General features: G+C 34.6%; 19 protein-coding genes and 1 pseudogene. 12 read left to right on the forward strand and 8 right to left on the reverse strand.

Annotated features, from left to right (window positions below; all coding sequences use genetic code 11):
* Nucleotides 1–107 precede the first annotated feature (107 nt).
* The 3 genes from AC3WSO_RS12050 (at nt 108) to AC3WSO_RS12060 (ending at nt 2593) form a co-directional block, all read left to right on the forward strand.
* Nucleotides 108–833, forward strand: coding sequence for an amino acid ABC transporter permease (locus tag AC3WSO_RS12050; RefSeq protein ID WP_492531043.1), 726 nt, complete (start codon nt 108–110; stop codon nt 831–833).
* A gap of 12 nt (nt 834–845) precedes the next feature.
* Nucleotides 846–1577 carry an amino acid ABC transporter ATP-binding protein gene (locus AC3WSO_RS12055; protein ID WP_492531045.1) on the forward strand — a complete coding sequence of 244 codons (732 nt, stop codon included), beginning with the start codon at nt 846–848 and terminating at the stop codon, nt 1575–1577.
* 818 nt (nt 1578–2395) lie between these two features.
* Nucleotides 2396–2593 carry a DUF6501 family protein gene (locus tag AC3WSO_RS12060; protein ID WP_079562258.1) on the forward strand — a complete coding sequence of 66 codons (198 nt, stop codon included), beginning with the start codon at nt 2396–2398 and terminating at the stop codon, nt 2591–2593.
* A gap of 118 nt (nt 2594–2711) precedes the next feature.
* Here AC3WSO_RS12060 and AC3WSO_RS12065 read toward each other — a convergent pair whose 3' ends face one another.
* Entirely contained in the window at nt 2712–3776 is a 1065-nt protein-coding gene (locus AC3WSO_RS12065) for a toxic anion resistance protein (protein WP_492531046.1), read from the reverse strand.
* Entirely contained in the window at nt 3773–4423 is a 651-nt protein-coding gene (locus tag AC3WSO_RS12070) for a 5-bromo-4-chloroindolyl phosphate hydrolysis family protein (RefSeq protein ID WP_492531048.1), read from the reverse strand. Before AC3WSO_RS12070 ends, AC3WSO_RS12065 begins: the two co-directional genes overlap by 4 nt.
* 620 nt (nt 4424–5043) lie before the next feature.
* Between AC3WSO_RS12070 and AC3WSO_RS12075 the strand changes: the two genes are divergently transcribed.
* The 4 genes from AC3WSO_RS12075 (at nt 5044) to AC3WSO_RS12090 (ending at nt 8816) form a co-directional block, all read left to right on the forward strand.
* Nucleotides 5044–5946: an ABC transporter substrate-binding protein gene (locus tag AC3WSO_RS12075; RefSeq protein WP_492534336.1), complete on the forward strand. Its 903-nt coding sequence runs from the start codon at nt 5044–5046 to the stop codon at nt 5944–5946.
* An 82-nt stretch (nt 5947–6028) separates the two neighbouring features.
* Nucleotides 6029–7036 carry a FecCD family ABC transporter permease gene (locus tag AC3WSO_RS12080; RefSeq protein WP_492534338.1) on the forward strand — a complete coding sequence of 336 codons (1008 nt, stop codon included), beginning with the start codon at nt 6029–6031 and terminating at the stop codon, nt 7034–7036.
* Nucleotides 7033–8016, forward strand: coding sequence for a FecCD family ABC transporter permease (locus tag AC3WSO_RS12085; protein WP_492531050.1), 984 nt, complete (start codon nt 7033–7035; stop codon nt 8014–8016). Before AC3WSO_RS12080 ends, AC3WSO_RS12085 begins: the two co-directional genes overlap by 4 nt.
* Nucleotides 8017–8033: 17 nt before the next feature.
* Nucleotides 8034–8816, forward strand: coding sequence for an ABC transporter ATP-binding protein (locus AC3WSO_RS12090; RefSeq protein WP_492531052.1), 783 nt, complete (start codon nt 8034–8036; stop codon nt 8814–8816).
* A gap of 133 nt (nt 8817–8949) precedes the next feature.
* Here the strand turns inward: AC3WSO_RS12090 and AC3WSO_RS12095 are convergent, their stop codons facing one another.
* Nucleotides 8950–9258 (reverse strand): hypothetical protein, encoded by a 309-nt coding sequence (locus tag AC3WSO_RS12095; protein WP_492531054.1) that lies wholly within the window; start codon nt 9256–9258, stop codon nt 8950–8952.
* 264 nt (nt 9259–9522) lie between these two features.
* Between AC3WSO_RS12095 and AC3WSO_RS12100 the strand changes: the two genes are divergently transcribed.
* Nucleotides 9523–9756 carry a hypothetical protein gene (locus tag AC3WSO_RS12100; RefSeq protein ID WP_492531056.1) on the forward strand — a complete coding sequence of 78 codons (234 nt, stop codon included), beginning with the start codon at nt 9523–9525 and terminating at the stop codon, nt 9754–9756.
* A 420-nt stretch (nt 9757–10176) separates the two neighbouring features.
* On the opposite strand, the gene AC3WSO_RS12105 is transcribed toward AC3WSO_RS12100, so the two are convergent.
* The gene (locus tag AC3WSO_RS12105; RefSeq protein WP_079562266.1) at nt 10177–10299 is read right to left on the reverse strand and encodes a YjcZ family sporulation protein; all 123 of its coding nucleotides are present in this window, start codon (nt 10297–10299) and stop codon (nt 10177–10179) included.
* A 388-nt stretch (nt 10300–10687) separates the two neighbouring features.
* Between AC3WSO_RS12105 and AC3WSO_RS12110 the strand changes: the two are divergent.
* Together AC3WSO_RS12110 and AC3WSO_RS12115 are read left to right on the forward strand one after the other, a co-directional pair.
* A pseudogene (locus tag AC3WSO_RS12110) lies at nt 10688–10837 on the forward strand (MBL fold metallo-hydrolase); the annotation flags it as partial.
* Nucleotides 10838–10909: 72 nt separating this feature from the next.
* A complete protein-coding gene (locus AC3WSO_RS12115; protein WP_492531058.1) occupies nt 10910–11617 on the forward strand; it encodes a DNA alkylation repair protein in 708 nt (235 codons plus the stop codon).
* A 1011-nt stretch (nt 11618–12628) separates the two neighbouring features.
* Here the strand turns inward: AC3WSO_RS12115 and AC3WSO_RS12120 are convergent.
* The 3 genes from AC3WSO_RS12120 to AC3WSO_RS12130 all read right to left on the reverse strand — a co-directional run bounded on the left by AC3WSO_RS12120 (nt 12629) and on the right by AC3WSO_RS12130 (nt 15857).
* The gene (locus AC3WSO_RS12120; protein WP_492531060.1) at nt 12629–13336 is read right to left on the reverse strand and encodes a hypothetical protein; all 708 of its coding nucleotides are present in this window, start codon (nt 13334–13336) and stop codon (nt 12629–12631) included.
* Between the two features lie 470 nt (nt 13337–13806).
* Nucleotides 13807–14088: an acylphosphatase gene (locus tag AC3WSO_RS12125; protein WP_197140733.1), complete on the reverse strand. Its 282-nt coding sequence runs from the start codon at nt 14086–14088 to the stop codon at nt 13807–13809.
* Between the two features lie 41 nt (nt 14089–14129).
* On the reverse strand, nt 14130–15857 hold the full coding sequence (locus AC3WSO_RS12130; protein ID WP_492531062.1) for a methyl-accepting chemotaxis protein: 1728 nt from the start codon (nt 15855–15857) through the stop codon (nt 14130–14132).
* Between the two features lie 127 nt (nt 15858–15984).
* Between AC3WSO_RS12130 and AC3WSO_RS12135 the strand changes: the two genes are divergently transcribed.
* Together AC3WSO_RS12135 and AC3WSO_RS12140 are read left to right on the forward strand one after the other, a co-directional pair.
* Complete coding sequence (locus AC3WSO_RS12135; protein WP_492531064.1) at nt 15985–16266, forward strand: DUF1033 family protein; 282 nt, start codon at nt 15985–15987, stop codon at nt 16264–16266.
* Between the two features lie 224 nt (nt 16267–16490).
* On the forward strand, nt 16491–16691 hold the full coding sequence (locus tag AC3WSO_RS12140; RefSeq protein ID WP_004230088.1) for a cold-shock protein: 201 nt from the start codon (nt 16491–16493) through the stop codon (nt 16689–16691).
* A gap of 341 nt (nt 16692–17032) precedes the next feature.
* Here the strand turns inward: AC3WSO_RS12140 and AC3WSO_RS12145 are convergent, their stop codons facing one another.
* Nucleotides 17033–17839 (reverse strand): S1C family serine protease, encoded by an 807-nt coding sequence (locus AC3WSO_RS12145; RefSeq protein ID WP_492531066.1) that lies wholly within the window; start codon nt 17837–17839, stop codon nt 17033–17035.
* Between the last annotated feature and the right edge of the window lie 95 nt (nt 17840–17934).

A 17934-nucleotide genomic window follows, 5' to 3' on the forward strand; every position in this document is an offset into this window, starting at 1 on the left:
CTAAGCTACTTGTTTCATATGATAAAAGAAACAGGGTCCCACTGAAAATGGTAGATAGCTAAGACGATTGAACGAAAAAGCAACACGACGTTGTTAGGGGGAACATCATGAGTCTTGAATGGATTATTTCTATTGTTGAGAACAACTGGCAAATGTTTTTACGAGGTGCGTATTATACATTACTTATTTCGATTATTAGTACAATTATTGGTGCACTTATCGGATTTTTCATTGGAATTATGCATACCATCAAAGTTCGTAAAAAGGGAGTAAAATTTTATAGCTTGAAATTCATTAATTTTATACTAACTTGCTATGTCGAATTCTTCCGTGGTACACCAATGATTGTACAAGCAATGGTTGTATTTTTCGGCTTAGATATAGCATTTGGTATTAATATGCACTTTATTACGGCAGGTATTTTAGTTGTTTCATTAAATACAGGCGCTTATATGGCAGAAATCGTACGAGGTGGAATTGTTTCCATTGATCAAGGGCAGTACGAGGCTGCATCGGCTATTGGTATGAATCATGTTCAAATCATGCTACATGTTGTATTACCACAAGTTGCCCGAAATATTTTGCCTGCTACAGGTAACCAATTAATTATGAATATTAAAGATACAGCAGTTTTAAACGTTATTGGAGTTACGGAATTATTTTTCCAAACAAAGTCGATTGCAGGTAATAACTTCCGCTACTTCGAATCTTTCTTCGTAGCATGTGTCCTTTATTTCATCATGACATTCACAGCATCAAGAATTTTACTGTATATAGAAAAACGGCTGGATGGACCAGATGCCTACCAAAAAGAACAGAAAGAAGCAGTATAGGGGGGCTAATAAATGACAGTTATTAAAATAGAGCATTTAAGTAAATCATTTGGGCGTAACGAAGTGTTAAAGGATGTAAATTTCCAAGTAGAAAAGGGCGAGGTTGTCTGCTTAATCGGCTCTTCAGGTTCTGGCAAATCAACATTACTACGCTGCATTAATTTACTGGAAACACCAAGTGGCGGTCAAATTATATACAAAGGTGAAAATATTTTAGATGAAAAGCATAATATCCAAGAATACCGTACACATTTAGGTATGGTATTCCAGCAATTTAACTTATTCAATAATCATAATGTCTTAAAAAATTGCACAGTTGGTCAAATGAAAGTATTAAAGCGTTCGAAGGCAGAAGCCGATGAAGTTGCCCAAAAATATTTGCAAATTGTTGGTATGGATCAATATGTCAATGCGAAGCCACGACAGCTATCTGGTGGTCAAAAACAGCGTGTAGCGATTGCACGAGCATTGTCAATGAGTCCAGAAGTAATGCTGTTTGATGAACCGACGTCAGCCCTTGACCCAGAAATGGTGGGTGAAGTCTTAAAGGTAATGCGGCAGCTAGCGGATTCCGGCAATACGATGTTAATCGTTACACATGAAATGGAATTTGCCAAAGAAGTAGCGGATCGCGTTGTCTTTATGGATAAAGGTGTTATTGTAGAGGAAGGGCCTCCAACACAGGTTTTAGTAAACCCTCAGCATGAACGGACAAAGGCGTTTTTAAAACGGACATTAAGATAAAAAAGTTTACGCGTTTGGTAATGAATAACTAAAAAAAGTGAGTCCAAACGAATTTTATTAATAGTCAATATATAATTTGTAACAATGTATTTTATTTGTGATTTAGATATAATCAGGGCTACTTCAATCTAGGAACTTTCTTCCACTGATAGCGTCAATTTATGCAGTTATGGAGGTAGTATTTTGAAAAAATTATGTATTCTATTTACCGTAATTAGTGTTCTATTACTTGGATGTTAGCAAGAAAAAAGCTATAACGTATGGGATTCATCAACACAAAGTCAAGAAATTATTGATTCAGCGATAGAAAGGCTTACTTTTTGAGCTGCAGTCCGTCTAATTCTTATAATAATTGAATGACAAAAAATGTACACTACTAAAATTGAATTTAGTAATGTACATTTTTAATTTGTTTACCGAGTTATTTTCTAGAATTCCATTCTGCGTATAAAATAAAGCAAATTGCAAATGCAACGGCCAGGATAAAAAACCATTGCGGTACACCACCAAAGCTCATGTTAACACCTCGAAGTAAATTTTTTTATTAGTAATCTCCATTCATTCAGACCCCCATCTTTGCATGTATTGGGATGAGAGCTACAGTGAAATATCTACTGAATTAAGACATGTCCTCAGACGAATTGTTTATCTGTGCGACAGCACCTATTACGCCAATGAGAAATTAATATGGTTAAAAAAATGGATAGTTACGGAGAAAATATGGTCATCTATGGTTTTTTTCTCCACAAGCGTACAAAAATATTATAAAATAAGCTGTATACATTAGCTTCGTGCTAGTAAAGAGAGGTAGAGAGATTATGTTACATTTAAAATGGAAAGATGCTCCAACGGTACGTACAGTTACTTGTAAGCATACAAATGCATCAAAATATTTAGTTTCAAACGTATTAACAGTAGGGCAACAATATGATGTAAAAAATGAAACAGAAGAGTTCGTTTTTATTATCGATAACACTGGTAATATTGGTGGCTACTATAAAGATTATTTTGAATAAGCAAATCAATTTCGCCTTGGCGTAATTGAGTCCGAGTTTTCATTCAATCGGTTTGAATGAAAACCAAAAGGTGGTTCAGATGATTTCTGAGCCACCCTTTTTTGTTGATTAAACTTAATTATCCCTGCTTAAAGGTTTTTAATTCAGCAACTTCTTGTAGATGCTCTTTTTCCTGCTCTGTAGCTGTATGAAGGGCGAATACATCTTGGATAGCTGACTTCAGCTCAAGCTGTGTTTCTTTGAATTTTGATACTTGCTGTGCAAAGGAAGGGCTCGTAAAACGATCATTTGCACGAGATAATTTTTCCTCTAGCTGCGCGTAGCGATGATCCATATGCATAGACAACATGATAGCTAACTGATTTTTCCAAAGTGGAATAAGTGTAACGATTGAAAATTCTATTTTTTCCGCTAGTGTTTGATTGGACTGTTGGATCATGCGTATTTGTGGCGCAGTTTGTAAGGCAACTTGCTGAGAAACTTGTAAGTCATAAATACGTTGATCTAGACGTTCGATTTGAGCGGCAAAATCATTAAGCTGTTGGACAGCTAGTGGCTGTTTTGATGCCTGTACACTTGTCACTTTTTCTGGAAGTTCTACTTCAATGGCTTGCTGCTTCTTCATTTGTCCAGCTGCTATAGCAGTCGCTAACTCTTCAAAGTATCCTCTATTATGAGCATACAGTTCTTCTAGCATTTCTACATCTTTAATCATTTGAAGCTGTGCACGTTCAAGCTGAACACCAATTCGCTCTACTTGGATACTAGTACGTTCAAACTCCGTTAATGTTTGCTTAATAGTAGGCTCAACTTTACCAAACATTTTTTTTAAAAAGGACTGTTTTTTTGGTTCTAATGCGTTAGGGTCCACTCGGTCTAATGTATGCATTAACGAGTCTAGCATTTGGCCAATTTTTGTGACGTCTTTTTGTTTTACTTGTGCAAGCATTCGATCAGCAAATTGTGAAAGTGATCGTTGCGAATCTTGCCCTAAGGACAGGACTGATTCGAAGTTTGTCAGGTCAAGCTGACTAGCATATAAAAGTGCACGACTTTGTGCAAGAGGCGATAGCGTTTCATACGTCGCCATCGTCTCATTATTTGTAGTCTCTAAATAAGATTGCACAAGAGGGGAAATACCTTGTATTGTATTTAGTTGAAATGCGTGTTCATTTGCCGTCACTTATCATCGCCTCGCCACTCCAATTGTTCTTTTCGTCGTACATTGGAACGATTCGCAAATTCGATTTCCATTTGAAGATGGTCGATGTCGTTGGAAAGCGCATCCTTTAAATCAATTTGAATCGTATCATTTAAATCTGTTAGTGTTTCTCTTGTTTTAGATAATGTAATTTGGATTTCCTTATCTTTCACAGGCTGCCTTGATAACATCGTATATTTATCCGTTAATTCAACAGCGGATGGGAGATGTGCATAAAAAAACTGTTCAACATTATAAAATTTTCGTGGATCTGTTTTGACAATTTTCACGATATTTTTTGAAATACGTGTCATTTCAAGTAATTGCTTAAATGCAGAAATAGAACGTACACGTAAGTAGTTTTGACTTAATGTTTGTATGTTTTTATTGGCTGCTTTAAGTTGAGTTTCAATATGTTTGTATTCTTCTTTTGTTATACCGGCTAATTGCATGAAGTTCTTTTTCTGTCTATGTTTCAACAGCGTCGTACTTGACGCGTATGTTCCAGCGAACAATAAACTACCAAGTAAGTATCCTGGTGTTGCCGCAAATGCTGCGATAGAAACAGTTGTGAGAGAAAATAAGAGGCTAGCGGTATGTCTAGAGAAAAACTGTCCGACACTGAGCATGTTTCTTCCTCCTAGCATTTAAATATGTCTATCTTCTTATACGAAATAATCGACATAAAGTTTCAATGAAAAATAAAGCTTACATAAATTTTACTGCTATTTATAAAGTTTCTCAATAATATTACTTTAGAACAGGGAATTTCCTTATCTTTTTAATAGGCACAGTGGAAAGAAGTCGGACCAAACAAAAATCGCCATCGCTAGTTCCAGATATTCATGGAGAGGTTGAAAACTTTAACTATTAAAGATTTTTTATTATTGCATAATCAAATCGTAGCTATTCATATTATTCGCAAATTGTTTGTCTTGCTTCACTTTCGCACATATTTTAACGTAATGAATTCTCAATAGTTTGAATGTCATTTTGTGTTAGTGAAATGTTTCTTAGCTAATTTTTTGTGAGAGATGAGGATCGAACTTAAAAAATAAAGTATAAATAATAAAATTTTGTTAAAAATTGATATTTCGGGGATTGTTAAGTAAAAAAATATTTTTTATATAAAACTATTTACACATAGTGAATATGGTGTTATAAAAAGAGAATGATAATTGTTATCAAATGAATTGATGGAGGCTTTCAAGTGTTTTTTAGATGTAACAAAAAAACGATTGGCTTACTAATGGTAGTTTCATTACTTTTCTTATTAGTAGGTTGCAATTCAAAAGAGGCGTCAAATAAAGATGCAAAAGATGTAACCGAATCAAACAGTATCAAACATGAAATGGGGACGACAGAAGTTCCGACAAATGCTAAAAAGATAGTTGTTTTAGAACTTTCTTTTGTGGATGCCTTACAAGGTGTTGGTATTACACCAATTGGTATTGCAGATGATAATAAAATGGATATGATTGAGAAGCTTGTAGGCGATAAAATAAACTATACTTCTGTTGGTACTCGTGAACAGCCAAACTTGGAAGTTATTAGCTCACTTCAACCAGATTTAATTATTGCGGATGTACAACGTCATAAAAACATTTATGAGGACTTACAAAAAATAGCGCCAACGATTGAATTGAAAAGTCGTGAGTCAACATATACAGAAAATATTGATTCATTCAAAACAATTGCGAAAGCTGTAAATAAAGAGGCTGAAGCTGAGAAACGTCTTAAAGAACACGATAAGAAATTGGATGCTTTAAAAGCTGAGTTAGCTGATGAAAAAGGAAAAAGTATTTTAACAGCAGTTGTTCGTGATACTTCTTTCCAAGGACATACTGCTTCTTCTTATGATGGTGAACTTTTAGAGAATTTAGGCTTTGAAATTGCTGCAAAAAGTAATGAAGCTTATGTGGAAATCAACTTAGAGCAACTTTCAACAATCGACCCTGATATTTTAGTGTTAGCGCAGAATGAAGGGAAATTGGTGATTGATGATTGGAAGTCAAATCCTCTTTGGAAAAATTTAAAAGCTGTGAAAGAAAACAAAATTTTTGTAGTAGATCGTGATTTATGGACTCGTTATCGAGGGGTTATTTCATCTGAAGCAATTGGTGATGACCTTGTTAAACAATTAAAAGATTAATTTCTTTACTAAAAGCGAGAGTGTTGATAAAACAACATTCTCGCATTACTTATTTTTAGATATGTTTTCAGTTAAAGGTGTGATACAAACAATGGGTTCTAAACGAACATTGAATATATGGGTCGTTGCAATTATAAGTCTATCTTTACTTTTAATTGGTTTATTTTTACACCTTAGTGTTGGTTCGACTATTATGAACATCCATACAATTTTTAATGCAATCTTTCAAATAGATCAATCAAGAGAAACAACGATTATTCAAACACTACGTTTACCTCGAACAATACTTACGGTGATGGTAGGGGCTGCATTAGCAGTAGCAGGAGCACTGATGCAAGCTATTACACGAAATGCACTTGCTTCTCCAGAAATCTTTGGTGTCAACGCGGGTGCCTCATTAGCAGTAGCATCTGCTACACTGCTATTTGCAACTCTGAGTCCATCAATGACCGTATATGCAGCGTTTATTGGTGCATTACTTGGAGGTTTAACAGTATATGTATTCGCCTCTGGAAGGAAAATGACACATGTCAAACTAGCACTTGCTGGAACAGCGATTCATCTTTTCTTTTCTTCCATTACACAAGCTATCGTTATTTTAAATGAACGCGCAACTGATGTGCTTTACTGGCTTGTTGGATCTCTGAATGGAAAAGACTGGACACATGTACAAGTTGCATCGCCCTGGATCATTATAGGACTGGCAATTGCCTTTTTACTCTCGCGTTCATTTTCCATATTATCATTGGGAGAAAGTATGGCGTCTAGTTTAGGTGAAAGAGTCCAGTTGATACGCCTAATTGGAGGGTTACTAGTTATTATGTTGGCCGGCTCTTCGGTTGCAGTGGTAGGTCCAATTAGTTTTATTGGTTTAATTGTACCTCATATTACACGTAAACTTGTCGGTCCAGACTATAGCCGTGTCATCCCAATTTCGGCACTTTTAGGGGCAACTTTATTATTATATGCAGATATTTTATCTCATTTTATCGTATATCCTTATGAGTCACCGGTGGGAATTGTTACTGCTCTAATAGGCGCTTCATTTTTCTTGTATTTAGTAAGGAAGGAGCGACTTATAAAGCAATGATTAGAAAGAAAAAGCCTAATTTACTTATTAGCATTTGTGGAATAATTTTGCTCGCGTTTTCTTTTATTAGTTTAGGAATTGGATCTATATCAATATCACCTATCGATATTTTTTATACATTAATAGGACATTCTAGTGGTAATTCTTTTATTTTGTTTAACTATCGTTTACCTCGTATGGTTATTGCGATTATTGTGGGAGCATCTTTGGCAGTTGCAGGTGCAATTTTACAAATAATATTAAAGAATCCACTAGCTTCTCCGGATGTTGTTGGTGTCACAAAGGGAGCTAGCTTATTTGCAGTTGCTTCTATGATTTTACTACCCAATGCTTTGACAATCATGTTACCTATATCAGCACTTTTAGGAGCGATCACTGTAGCAACAATTCTATTAGTTTTTGCTTATAAGCAAGGCGCAAAAACACACTCCTTTGCTTTAATAGGAATAGCACTAAGCGCGATATGCCAAGCGGGTATTCAATTTTTTATCGTTAAATTCCCTGATAATGTTAATACAACATTGCTTTGGCTTACTGGAAGTTTATGGGGACGTAGCTGGAACGAAATCATGTTCTTAATCCCTTGCCTTATTTTGTTACCGATCATGCTAGTATTTGCTCGAAAATTAGAGATTTTGGGACTGGGTGATAAGGTGGCGGCAAGCCTAGGTGAAAATGTGCAATTATTACGTTATAGTTTTCTTTCTGTTAGTGTAATTTTAACAGGTGTTTCTGTAGCAGTTGTCGGATCAATAGGCTTCATAGGATTAGTAGTGCCACATCTTTCTAAAAGGCTTGTTGATACAAACGCACGTAGATTTATAACAATGTCAGCTATTTTAGGAGCCTTATTTTTATTAGTGGCTGATACGATAGGAAAAGGACTTATGCCACCAGTAGAAATTCCAGCTGGAATCGTTACAGCTCTCATTGGTGCGCCGTATTTTCTTTATTTACTTAGACGTGAAAAAAATAAGTGAAAGGATAATCGACTTTTATGACACAACTTTCAGCAGAAGAATTAACACTGACTTATGAAACAAATACGATTATAGATAGAATCAATTTGAATATTCCAAAAGGGAAAATAACGATCATCATTGGGGCGAACGGTTGTGGAAAATCGACTATTCTTCATGCCTTAGGTCGTTTGATGAAACCTAAACAAGGTAGTGTCTATCTAAATGGGAAAAACATTCATCAATATTCTCCAAAAGAAGTAGCAAAGCAACTGGCCTTTTTAGCGCAGTCACCAGAAATACTGGAAGATTTAACAGTAGAGGAATTATGTCTGTATGGACGTCACCCACACAAAAGCTTGTTTGCACGGCATTCAGATAAAGATAAGGCAGTAGTGGAAGAAGCGTTAAAAGCTACAAAAATGGACTTATTAAAAGATCGCACATTAGATGCATTATCTGGTGGTCAAAGACAACGCGCATGGATTGCTATGGCGTTAGCGCAAGAAACAGATATATTACTACTTGATGAGCCAACAACATACTTAGATTTAGCACATCAAATAGAAGTACTTGAATTACTTCGTGCATTAAATCAGAAGCACAAAAACACTATAATAATGGTGCTTCATGACTTAAACCAAGCAGCGAGCTATGCAGATTATTTAATTAGTATAGCGGATGGTGAAATATATCAAGAGGGAACGCCTAATGATATTTTTACAGAAGAAATGATTCAACATGTATTTGGACTCAATTCAAAAATTATCGAAAGCCCTGTTAATCAAGCCCCCATTTGCATCCCAATAGGTGTTATTTAAATTAAATAGTTTCATTTGAAATAAAAAGATTGAAGCAGTCGTTTTCAATCTTTTTATTTTTTTGCTTTTTGAAAAAGCGTCTTTGAATACACATCACGCCTTTGATAAGCTTAATCGTAAGGCTTAAAATGCTTTAATTGTTTTGGTGAAAGAGTTGATCCATCAATTGTATAGTACTCATTTGCCCTATATGGTCTTTATCATAAGCAAAATAAATATAGACGACATTTGTTTCACCAGAAAAAATAACATTCGCCCAATAACTAGGGAGACCTGCAAAGTGCCAATACCATTCAATAAGTTGGATAGCTTCCTTCCGATACGACATATCTTCGATCAAATAGTTTTCGATTCTTTTTTCATATAGACGCTTTTTGATATGTACTGTACAAAATGGTGCAAGCAACATAATGATTATCCCAACAATCAAAATTTTTTTCATTCGCCATCACCCTAAACAGTTCTGCCTAATTTCGTTTCTAATAATTATTATATTATCTTGTCGATTATAGATAGTCCTTTATATTTCATATAGTCACATCTAACTATGTATAGTTTTTTAATTTCATTTAAAAGAGATTAAGATTGTTAAATAAGATAAACAACATTATAATAGTGTTAATTATATCCAATTCTTGAGATGCTTTCATGTAGAAGAAAGGGAGTCTGCCATATGCTAAAGAACACAAACAAGAAGGTTGAGATATTGGAAACTAAAATTATTTTAGAGAGATATAAGGAAAATATAGAATCAATTCAAAAATCATTAAACCAACTAGAGTTGGAAGTTAGTCATTTGCAAAGTGAAGGTTTAGTTGAATTAGAAAAGCTAGCAAACGAATTAAATATGTTGCAGTTGCTTTCAACGAGTATAAGATATAAAGCTAATAATCTAAACTGTAATAACAATAATACTATTGTGACATCAATAACTGAATAAAATAGTGATACCAAGTCACATCCAATTTGATTTAGGTTTAAAATATGCTTCATACTTTCGATTGTTACATATTCTGAGGGAGATAGATTCAAGAAGTGCGTTATTACTAGCGTGCAATAATAAAGAAGCTAGACTACATAATGACTTAGACTAGTAACAACAGTTTCTAACTGGAAAGAGCATTGGATATCTAATCTCATGAGAGGAAAATTTGTCCAATTTAGGACCTATTTCAAGAGCCACACTCACAACGAGTAGTGGCTTTTTATTTTGCATGTTATTGCCTCATTAAAAGGGCCACCGAAGGGTAGTGACCCTTAGAAAGAAAAAAGGATATATTATTTTGTAAAATTCATTAGAGGTTTGAAGTTCATCATTGTAATATTATGGATTAAATATCTGTGATATATGTTAGGTACGTTAATACGAATTATACAAAAACGCTGCACCGATAATAATTAGGAGAATAAATAGAACAACAAGTAGCGCAAATGCTGAACCGTAGCCAGAACCAGATCCACCATTACCATAAGATTGAGACATAATAATTCCCTCCTTTCTGTAATTTATAATATGTATAGTTTTAAATGGGGGGTGAGATATCTATCATAGGTTGTCTTAGAAAAAGATTTATCTTGCTTCCGCGAGTATCCAACTACTCGCAGAAGGAGGGTAAATACTCGCGAAGCAAGCAATATCCGTGGGAGTTTACTTTCGGAATTCATTGTAGGTAGATAAATAATTAATAATGACTAAGCATTTATTGTTTGCAGTTGACAAAAAATAGTACAAGAACTTCATACTTTACTCCTTATGAGTGACATCCGCTAGAGGATTTGAAACAAACGTATGTTGGTCACTCAGTCGTGTGTTGTCAACATCGCTGACGCTTTGCTTTCGCTAGGTAACTCACTTACTGAAGGAAGTTTTTCATGCACCGACAGTACTTGATATAAATGAAGCTCGACATTCATTGAAAAAATACCTAGAACTCGACATTGAATCTGTGATTTGTTACCATGGAGGACTGAGTAAGGATAAAATTAATGAGCAGATTCAAAAAGTAATTTCAGAAACTTAGTTAATTGATTCGTAATAAGGCCACTCTGTATACTTGAGAAGCATAGAGTGATAAGAAGGGAAGTACAAAATTATGGATTTCGAAACTGTTATGCAGGAGCTTGAAGCCCTTGGTAAGGAACGAACTAAAAAAATGTATATATCCAATGGTGCGCATGAGCCACTTTTTGGTGTTGCTACAGGTGCTATGAAACCCATTGCAAAGAAAATAAAAAAAAATCAACAGTTAGCTGAAGAGCTTTATGCTACAGGTAACTATGATGCAATGTATTTTGCAGGTATTATTGCAGATCCAAAAGCAATGACTGCGTCGGATTTTGATCGTTGGATGGATGGTGCGTATTTTTATATGCTATCTGATTATGTCGTGGCAGTAACATTATCAGAGTCAGATATTGCCCAAGACGTTGCTGATAAATGGATTGCAAGCGGTGACGAGCTAAGAATGTCAGCGGGTTGGAGTTGCTATTGCTGGCTTTTAGGGAATCGCAAAGACAATGAATTTTCCGAAAGCAAGATTTCCAGTATGCTCGATATGGTGAAAAATTCTATTCATGATTCACCAGGAAGAACAAAATCTGCTATGAATAATTTCCTATCTACAGTGGGAATTTCGTATTTGCCACTACATGAAAATGCGATTGAGACCGCAAAGGAAACAGGTATAGTAGAACTCAAAAGGGACAACAAAAAAACAAGTTTTTTAAATGCTTACGAAAATATTCAAAAAGAAATGGATAGAGGAAGAATCGGTTTCAAACGCAAGTATGTAAGGTGTTAAAATTAGCTTTGCTTTGACGAACGAAAAACATCCAAAGTCACATCTAACAAGGTGTGGCTTTTTATTGTGATTACAATGTCCAACGGAGGATGTAGTGAACGGAATTTGCGGGTAGAACTATGAATAGTAAGGGACAAATGCATAGAGAATGTCTTGTCGTTTTATAATGGTTAAATTAGTAGATCTCATATAGATTATTTGCTAGAATGGCGAATGTGAATAAAATGGAAAATAATTAGAATATAGAATCTGCTTTCGTTTTTCTCGAATTTAAGAAAATCTAGGAGAAAGAAGTTGGACAAAATTGAATATCACTGTAAATGTCAAAATAACAATGTACATTTTCGATGATGATTAACTACTTTTCTATACAAGTGTGTGAGTAATTGCATGATAGCAAGAGCCTAACTCACATGATTAGATAGGCTAGACCTCATCTATATTAAGAGCTGGCTTACCAGTCAAGCCATTCTTGTTCCCTGTGATGGGTGCTCACCTAGCACATTATGAAATACCACAGCATATAAATCAATATGAAAGTGTCCTACATGCGGCAACAATTGCATACAGTGTTTGGAAGCAAACATTTGAAAGGATGTGGAGGCAAATGAAAGTAACGGTTAAAGAATGGCGTGTTATGTCTGATCACAACAAACAATTACTTTTAAATGCGGTAGCGACTAAATAAAACATAGATAAAAAGAAGAATGAGAACATGTAGCAACAAATAGAACAAGAAATAGAAATAGCAATCGGTGCTAGAAAGTAATAACAATGTTTATAGTTTATCTGCACAAATAATCAATTAAGAGTTGTCTAATTGACAACATCTCATTTAATGGATAAATTTAATGAAATCACTCTAAAGGTGATATCCCTTCATATAGCTGCAGAAATTTGAGACTCAATGGTTTTAATGCGAGTGCGAGAGTGATTCAGTATAAATACAATCATTTAAATGACGTGTTAATTTCCCAATAAAACGAATACGGTCAAATAAAAAAACAAAGCTCATGCTTTGTTTTTTTGTCTATTGCTTATGATAAGAGGAATGATACATAACGATCCTAGGAGAATGAACAGAATTAAAGTGTTGATTGGATTATCTTTTACAGTTGTATCTTCTTTATGTTTTTTTTCAAATGCTCTTACCTCTTCTATGGTATTTACTTTATCATTTGGAAGCAGTTCATTTTTATCTACATCATAGTAATAAAATCTGTGTTTGTTAAAGGTGAAAAAGTCATCATTAATCGTTTTATATGAACTTGAAATCATCGCTAAGTTCACTTTTTCCGTATCAGTCACTTTTTTTACATAGTTTTTACTTTCTTCTTTAAACAATTCTTTTTCTTTTTTTAATAAGTTAGCTGCTTCACTTTTTACTTTTTCTACATCTTGCAGCGATGTTGCTTTTTTCAATCCCTCTTCTATTAAGGCTATTTGTTCCATTTTCATTTTTTCTTCAAATTCTTTTGTTTTTTTCTCTAATAATGATTTATCTTCTCTTGTTGTTTTGATCAGCACCGTTTTTGTTTCTTGTGCTAAAATTTTGGCGGAGTCGTTTTTGTAATTATGAATATCATTTTTGTTTTTTTCGTTTACTGAATTCAGGTGCTCATCTGTAACGATTTTTGTTGCCATGCTGGCAGATGAAAAGACGATACTTAATATACATACTGACAGTCCGATCACACATAATTTTTTTATGAATTTCATGTAAATCACCCCGTTCTTTCTGTTATTATCCATGAAATACGTTTATTGCATTTTCTCTCTTTTGTTCAAATATTTTCTATTTTATGATGAATCAAGAGAATTTATGAAAAATCATAAAGAACAGCTAAAAACGAATTCCAATACATTAGGGCAGCAGAACAGGGAAGGGGCGTATGCACCCACTTTAGAAATTAATGCTTGATGGTGCATGCTTTCCGTTATTAAAAGATATATCAAAAGAAGTCAAAACAATAATTAGAAATTAGGTATTAAAAATGTAAGAGGAATCGAAATAGGGTGGAATCAATGAATCATCAACGGTTTTAATGGAAGAGAAAAATAAAAAGGACTGGGGTATTATCCCCAATCCTAATTAATAAAATATAAACTTTGAGCCCGCAACGTCACTGATTTCATTCATTGGCAACAATAGCTAGCCATAATGACGCTACAAAAAAGGAGTAGCCAGATTAAACAATGTCTGAGTCCATGCGTGCATAGCCTTTTAAATCATCAAAAAGCTCTAATGCAAATGAATTGGAATCTGCTTGAGGGCTAACACCCTTTTGAACAAAGACTAAAAATTCATCTATCGCTTTTTTAGAACCTTCTACTTCAACCTCAATTTGTTCTTGATCATTAAGTTTACAGTAACCTTTTAATCCTAGCTCAATTGCTTTTTGTTTAATGAAAAAGCGGTAGCCAGTCCCATATACGTCACCGAAAAATTTAATTAGCGCTCGCTTATTCAAGCTTACACCTCCTAGTGAAGGGGAAAGTACCCCCTTTGTGCTTAGTGCATAACACGTTCTTGTTCTAAATAGGCAATTAAGTTATTGATATAATGTAGAACCTGCTTAGAAGCTTGATCTACTTCTTTTAAATGAACTTCAGCTTGTTCGATATTTCCAACCTTATAAGCTTCCGTTGCTAACTTCGCTGATTTATGGACATGTAAATGATATGCGTCTAAATCACGATAATCCTGCAAGTGCCCAAAACGTTCTACAGAGCGAGCAGATGTATACCATTTACCGAGACGACAATCTGTATGCGATGAAACATCACTTGGTTGGACGTTTTCAAGACCGAGGAACATATTATAAATTCGCCATTTCCATAAAATATGGTCGGCTTTTGATAATTGTAATAGTGCTATAGACGATAGCTGAACATTATTATTCGCAATAATGTCATTTCGGAATCGGTTAATTTCTTTCCCTAATGCGTGAATATCACTAGATGTGTTATGGCTATAATCACGAATATCATCTTGAAGACTAGAAATTTCAATCATTCTTGCGGATACTTCATCAATAGCTGCTGCTTGCTCCTCTGATATCGCCGCTGTATTTGTAACATCCAGATTAATACCCTCAATGGCACTAACAATCGCATTTAATAATGGTAACGATTCTTTAGCTTCAACGGTTGCTTCTCTTATAATCTCTGTCGTTTCCGTAATCGAGACCGACACATCATTTGAATAGCTCTTTAAATGATGTACATTTGTAGATACTTCATTAAGCGCTGATACTGTGCCCTCAGCGAGCTTACGAACTTCCTGTGCAACTACGGCGAAGCCTTTACCATGTTCACCTGCTCGTGCTGCCTCAATAGAAGCGTTCAAAGCAAGTAAATTCGTCTGATCGGCAATTTGGTTGATTAACGATACAACATTTTCAATATCATTTACCCGCTTTTGCAATTCTGTAAAGGACTCAACAATCGTTGTAAATGTCTCTTCCGTTTTAAAGATTTCAGAAAGGGCATGCTCAATGGCATTTTTACCTTGTATGGCGTGATCAACAGATTCAGTTGTTTTTTCTGAAATACGTGAAGACATTCGTGCAACCTCATTAATAGAAGCGGCAATTTCTTCAGTTGCTGCGGTAGAGGATTGAATTTCTTCATTTTGCTTATCTAAGCTAAAAACTAAATCTTTCATATACATGATTTTTGCGTTAACATCCATTAAAGAAGAAATTTCAGCAACTACATTTTCAATTGTACGTTCTGTTAATACTTCAACGAGCAATTCCTGATCAACATTGACTGCAGATTGGAACGATTTCATGTATTCAAAGGCTTTATTAGGTTTCAAACCAAAATTATGTAGTATGTATGTAGTAATATAAAATGCAAATTGATTGAAGACGACGATTAACTTACCAGGCTCATATTGGTTTTTTCTGAATAAATTGAAAAATTTAACGGTTTCATCTACATATTCATCATCACGAGTAGCTAAGAAAAATTGAGTTAAGTATCGATTAATATATTCTTCACTAATCGTTTGCTCAGTGGAGAGAGAGATTTCACTTAAATAGTTATTAAAAATAGCGTTCATTGAAGGCGTGATATCATTTAATTTTTTATAAAGAGTTTTTAAATTTTCTTCATCTTGAGAGTTGAAATGGTTAAATGCTAGTGTTTTATTAAAACGGCCCGTTGCATTTAAATTTGTACCACGCTTTAATAATTCATCGAGTTCGGCCTTAGGTCGAATACTTGAAAACATAAAAAAAATACCTCCAAAAATTATGAATAATAAGGTAATAATAGCATATAAAAGTGTGTTTTAATAGACATTTCAAATGTCTTTGCTAAAATGAAAATATCTTATTACAGCAGGGAATGTGGCAAATATGTATACAATCATTTACATGAAAGCTGATTATGAGCCTTGGTGGAAGTTTGAGGGCTGGGAGGCTTTTATTCAATCAAATGAAACCTTCGAAACAGAAGAGCAATTTGAGTCAGCTTTACAAAGAAAATTGCAACACTTCCGATCAACTTATGACAATGAAGTAACGAAAGAAGGGGGATTTTGGGCTTTTTGGTCAGAGGATGAAAGTGCTTTTTGCGAAGCGTGTGATGATGATGTACAAATTTATCACGGTATTATCGCTTTGAAATCTGAGTCATAGAAATAAAATTTTGACATTTTAAAAAAAACATTTTTCTTTATTTGACAAAATTATGAATGATGGTTATACTTAGGATAACAATTTAATTGCTTCACCGGAAACATGAATTCACATATTACAAAAAGTGATCGCGTTAGTACGGTACTCTTTGTAATATGTGAATTTTTCCATTCGCTGAAGAAATTACATATTGTTCACTTTTATTTTTTTGGAGGTTTTCTTAAATGAAACAAGGTACAGTAAAATGGTTTAACTCAGAAAAAGGTTTTGGATTCATCGAAGTTGAAGGCGAAAACGACGTATTCGTACACTTCTCAGCTATCCAAGGCGAAGGTTTCAAAACTCTTGACGAAGGTCAAAAAGTGGAATTCGAAGTTGTAGATGGCAACCGCGGACCACAAGCTGCTAACGTAACTAAACTTTAATTCTCAGTAATTAAAATTACTTCCGTTAAACTTAAGGCATCCTATTTATATAGGATGTCTTTTTTTGTGTGCTTTGAACATTTGAGAGTTACAACATATGAATACTAGTGATTTTGTATATGAAAGAGTTTAGTTACTACCATAATTACAAAGCAAAAGTTACTATAAGAGTTGGACAGAGAGACGATAAGCTCTCATTCTATTCAACAATTAACTGAGAATAATGCCAAGGTAGAAGTGTTGAATTTTACTCAAATTGTTGAACAAGCATAATGTAAAAGATAATAATTTTGAATAAAAAAAGTTGCTTATATCGTTCGTATAAGCAACTCTACGGAACATTATTTACTTAATACACGCTGTAACACTTGAACCGGAATAAACAAACCGACACGACCATATGGATCTTTTTTCGTCGTTGCAAAGACAATCCCGATAACCTCGCCATCAGCATTTATGACAGGACTCCCACTATTTCCTCGATAAACAGGGGCATCCATCATCATTACAGGTTCCTGCCAATCCTCTAGGTATGTTGATTCCAGTAATGTTCCTTTATTTGCGATGCCCGTAAAGGCTAGTGGATTACCAATGAAATACACATGCTCATTTTTGCTATAGCTCGGATTATTAGCAAGTGAAAGGGAAGGTAGATCATCACCGGATACTTGCAATAATGCTAAATCTACCTCAGGGTAACTTTCTACTATTTTGGCCGCCATTAATCCTTCCTCAGGGAAAACAACGAGTAATGATTGTGCATCTTCTACAACGTGTGCATTGGTTACGATAAGTCCATCTGAAGAAATCACAAAACCAGTACCTTTACTAGAACCTGTAGAGATCTCTACAACAGCCTTTTTATATGTTTTTATATCTTCTTGTGCTGATAATCGAGCAGACACTTTCAAAAATTCAATCGCTGGAATGGAGTAAATTTGAAAGATAAGAGCAAATGTATTCAAAAATAACACAAATGCCATACTCCAGACAATCCATTTGACAACCGGTCTTTGCTTTTTAGGCTTTTTACCTTTGAGGCGTTCTTCTTGTTCTTGTGCTAACGCCTTTTCCTGTTCAGCGAGGACAAGTTCAATCAATTGTTCTTCCGTCAGTTCTTCATCTGTTGTTCTATGTATGTCACTCATAAAAGCCCTCCTTACTCAAAATGAAAAGCGCCCAAGCAGGACGCCTGTGAAGTAATTCTTATTCAATTTTTGTAGGGTAGGTTTAATGCCAAACG

The sequence above is a fragment of the Lysinibacillus sp. EB106-09-02-XG168 genome (assembly GCF_058791475.1).

What these genes read in the sequence shown, in the direction of transcription:
- AC3WSO_RS12050 (WP_492531043.1), top strand. Translation starts at nt 108, where the DNA reads ATGAGTCTTGAATGGATTATTTCTATTGTTGAGAACAACTGGCAAATG.
- AC3WSO_RS12055 (WP_492531045.1), top strand. Translation starts at nt 846, where the DNA reads ATGACAGTTATTAAAATAGAGCATTTAAGTAAATCATTTGGGCGTAAC.
- AC3WSO_RS12060 (WP_079562258.1), top strand. Translation starts at nt 2,396, where the DNA reads ATGTTACATTTAAAATGGAAAGATGCTCCAACGGTACGTACAGTTACT.
- AC3WSO_RS12070 (WP_492531048.1), bottom strand. Translation starts at nt 4,423, where the DNA reads ATGCTCAGTGTCGGACAGTTTTTCTCTAGACATACCGCTAGCCTCTTA.
- AC3WSO_RS12075 (WP_492534336.1), top strand. Translation starts at nt 5,044, where the DNA reads ATGGTAGTTTCATTACTTTTCTTATTAGTAGGTTGCAATTCAAAAGAG.
- AC3WSO_RS12085 (WP_492531050.1), top strand. Translation starts at nt 7,033, where the DNA reads ATGATTAGAAAGAAAAAGCCTAATTTACTTATTAGCATTTGTGGAATA.
- AC3WSO_RS12090 (WP_492531052.1), top strand. Translation starts at nt 8,034, where the DNA reads ATGACACAACTTTCAGCAGAAGAATTAACACTGACTTATGAAACAAAT.
- AC3WSO_RS12095 (WP_492531054.1), bottom strand. Translation starts at nt 9,258, where the DNA reads ATGAAAAAAATTTTGATTGTTGGGATAATCATTATGTTGCTTGCACCA.
- AC3WSO_RS12105 (WP_079562266.1), bottom strand. Translation starts at nt 10,299, where the DNA reads ATGTCTCAATCTTATGGTAATGGTGGATCTGGTTCTGGCTACGGTTCA.
- AC3WSO_RS12115 (WP_492531058.1), top strand. Translation starts at nt 10,910, where the DNA reads ATGGATTTCGAAACTGTTATGCAGGAGCTTGAAGCCCTTGGTAAGGAA.
- AC3WSO_RS12120 (WP_492531060.1), bottom strand. Translation starts at nt 13,336, where the DNA reads ATGAAATTCATAAAAAAATTATGTGTGATCGGACTGTCAGTATGTATA.
- AC3WSO_RS12130 (WP_492531062.1), bottom strand. Translation starts at nt 15,857, where the DNA reads ATGTTTTCAAGTATTCGACCTAAGGCCGAACTCGATGAATTATTAAAG.
- AC3WSO_RS12135 (WP_492531064.1), top strand. Translation starts at nt 15,985, where the DNA reads ATGTATACAATCATTTACATGAAAGCTGATTATGAGCCTTGGTGGAAG.
- AC3WSO_RS12140 (WP_004230088.1), top strand. Translation starts at nt 16,491, where the DNA reads ATGAAACAAGGTACAGTAAAATGGTTTAACTCAGAAAAAGGTTTTGGA.
- AC3WSO_RS12145 (WP_492531066.1), bottom strand. Translation starts at nt 17,839, where the DNA reads ATGAGTGACATACATAGAACAACAGATGAAGAACTGACGGAAGAACAA.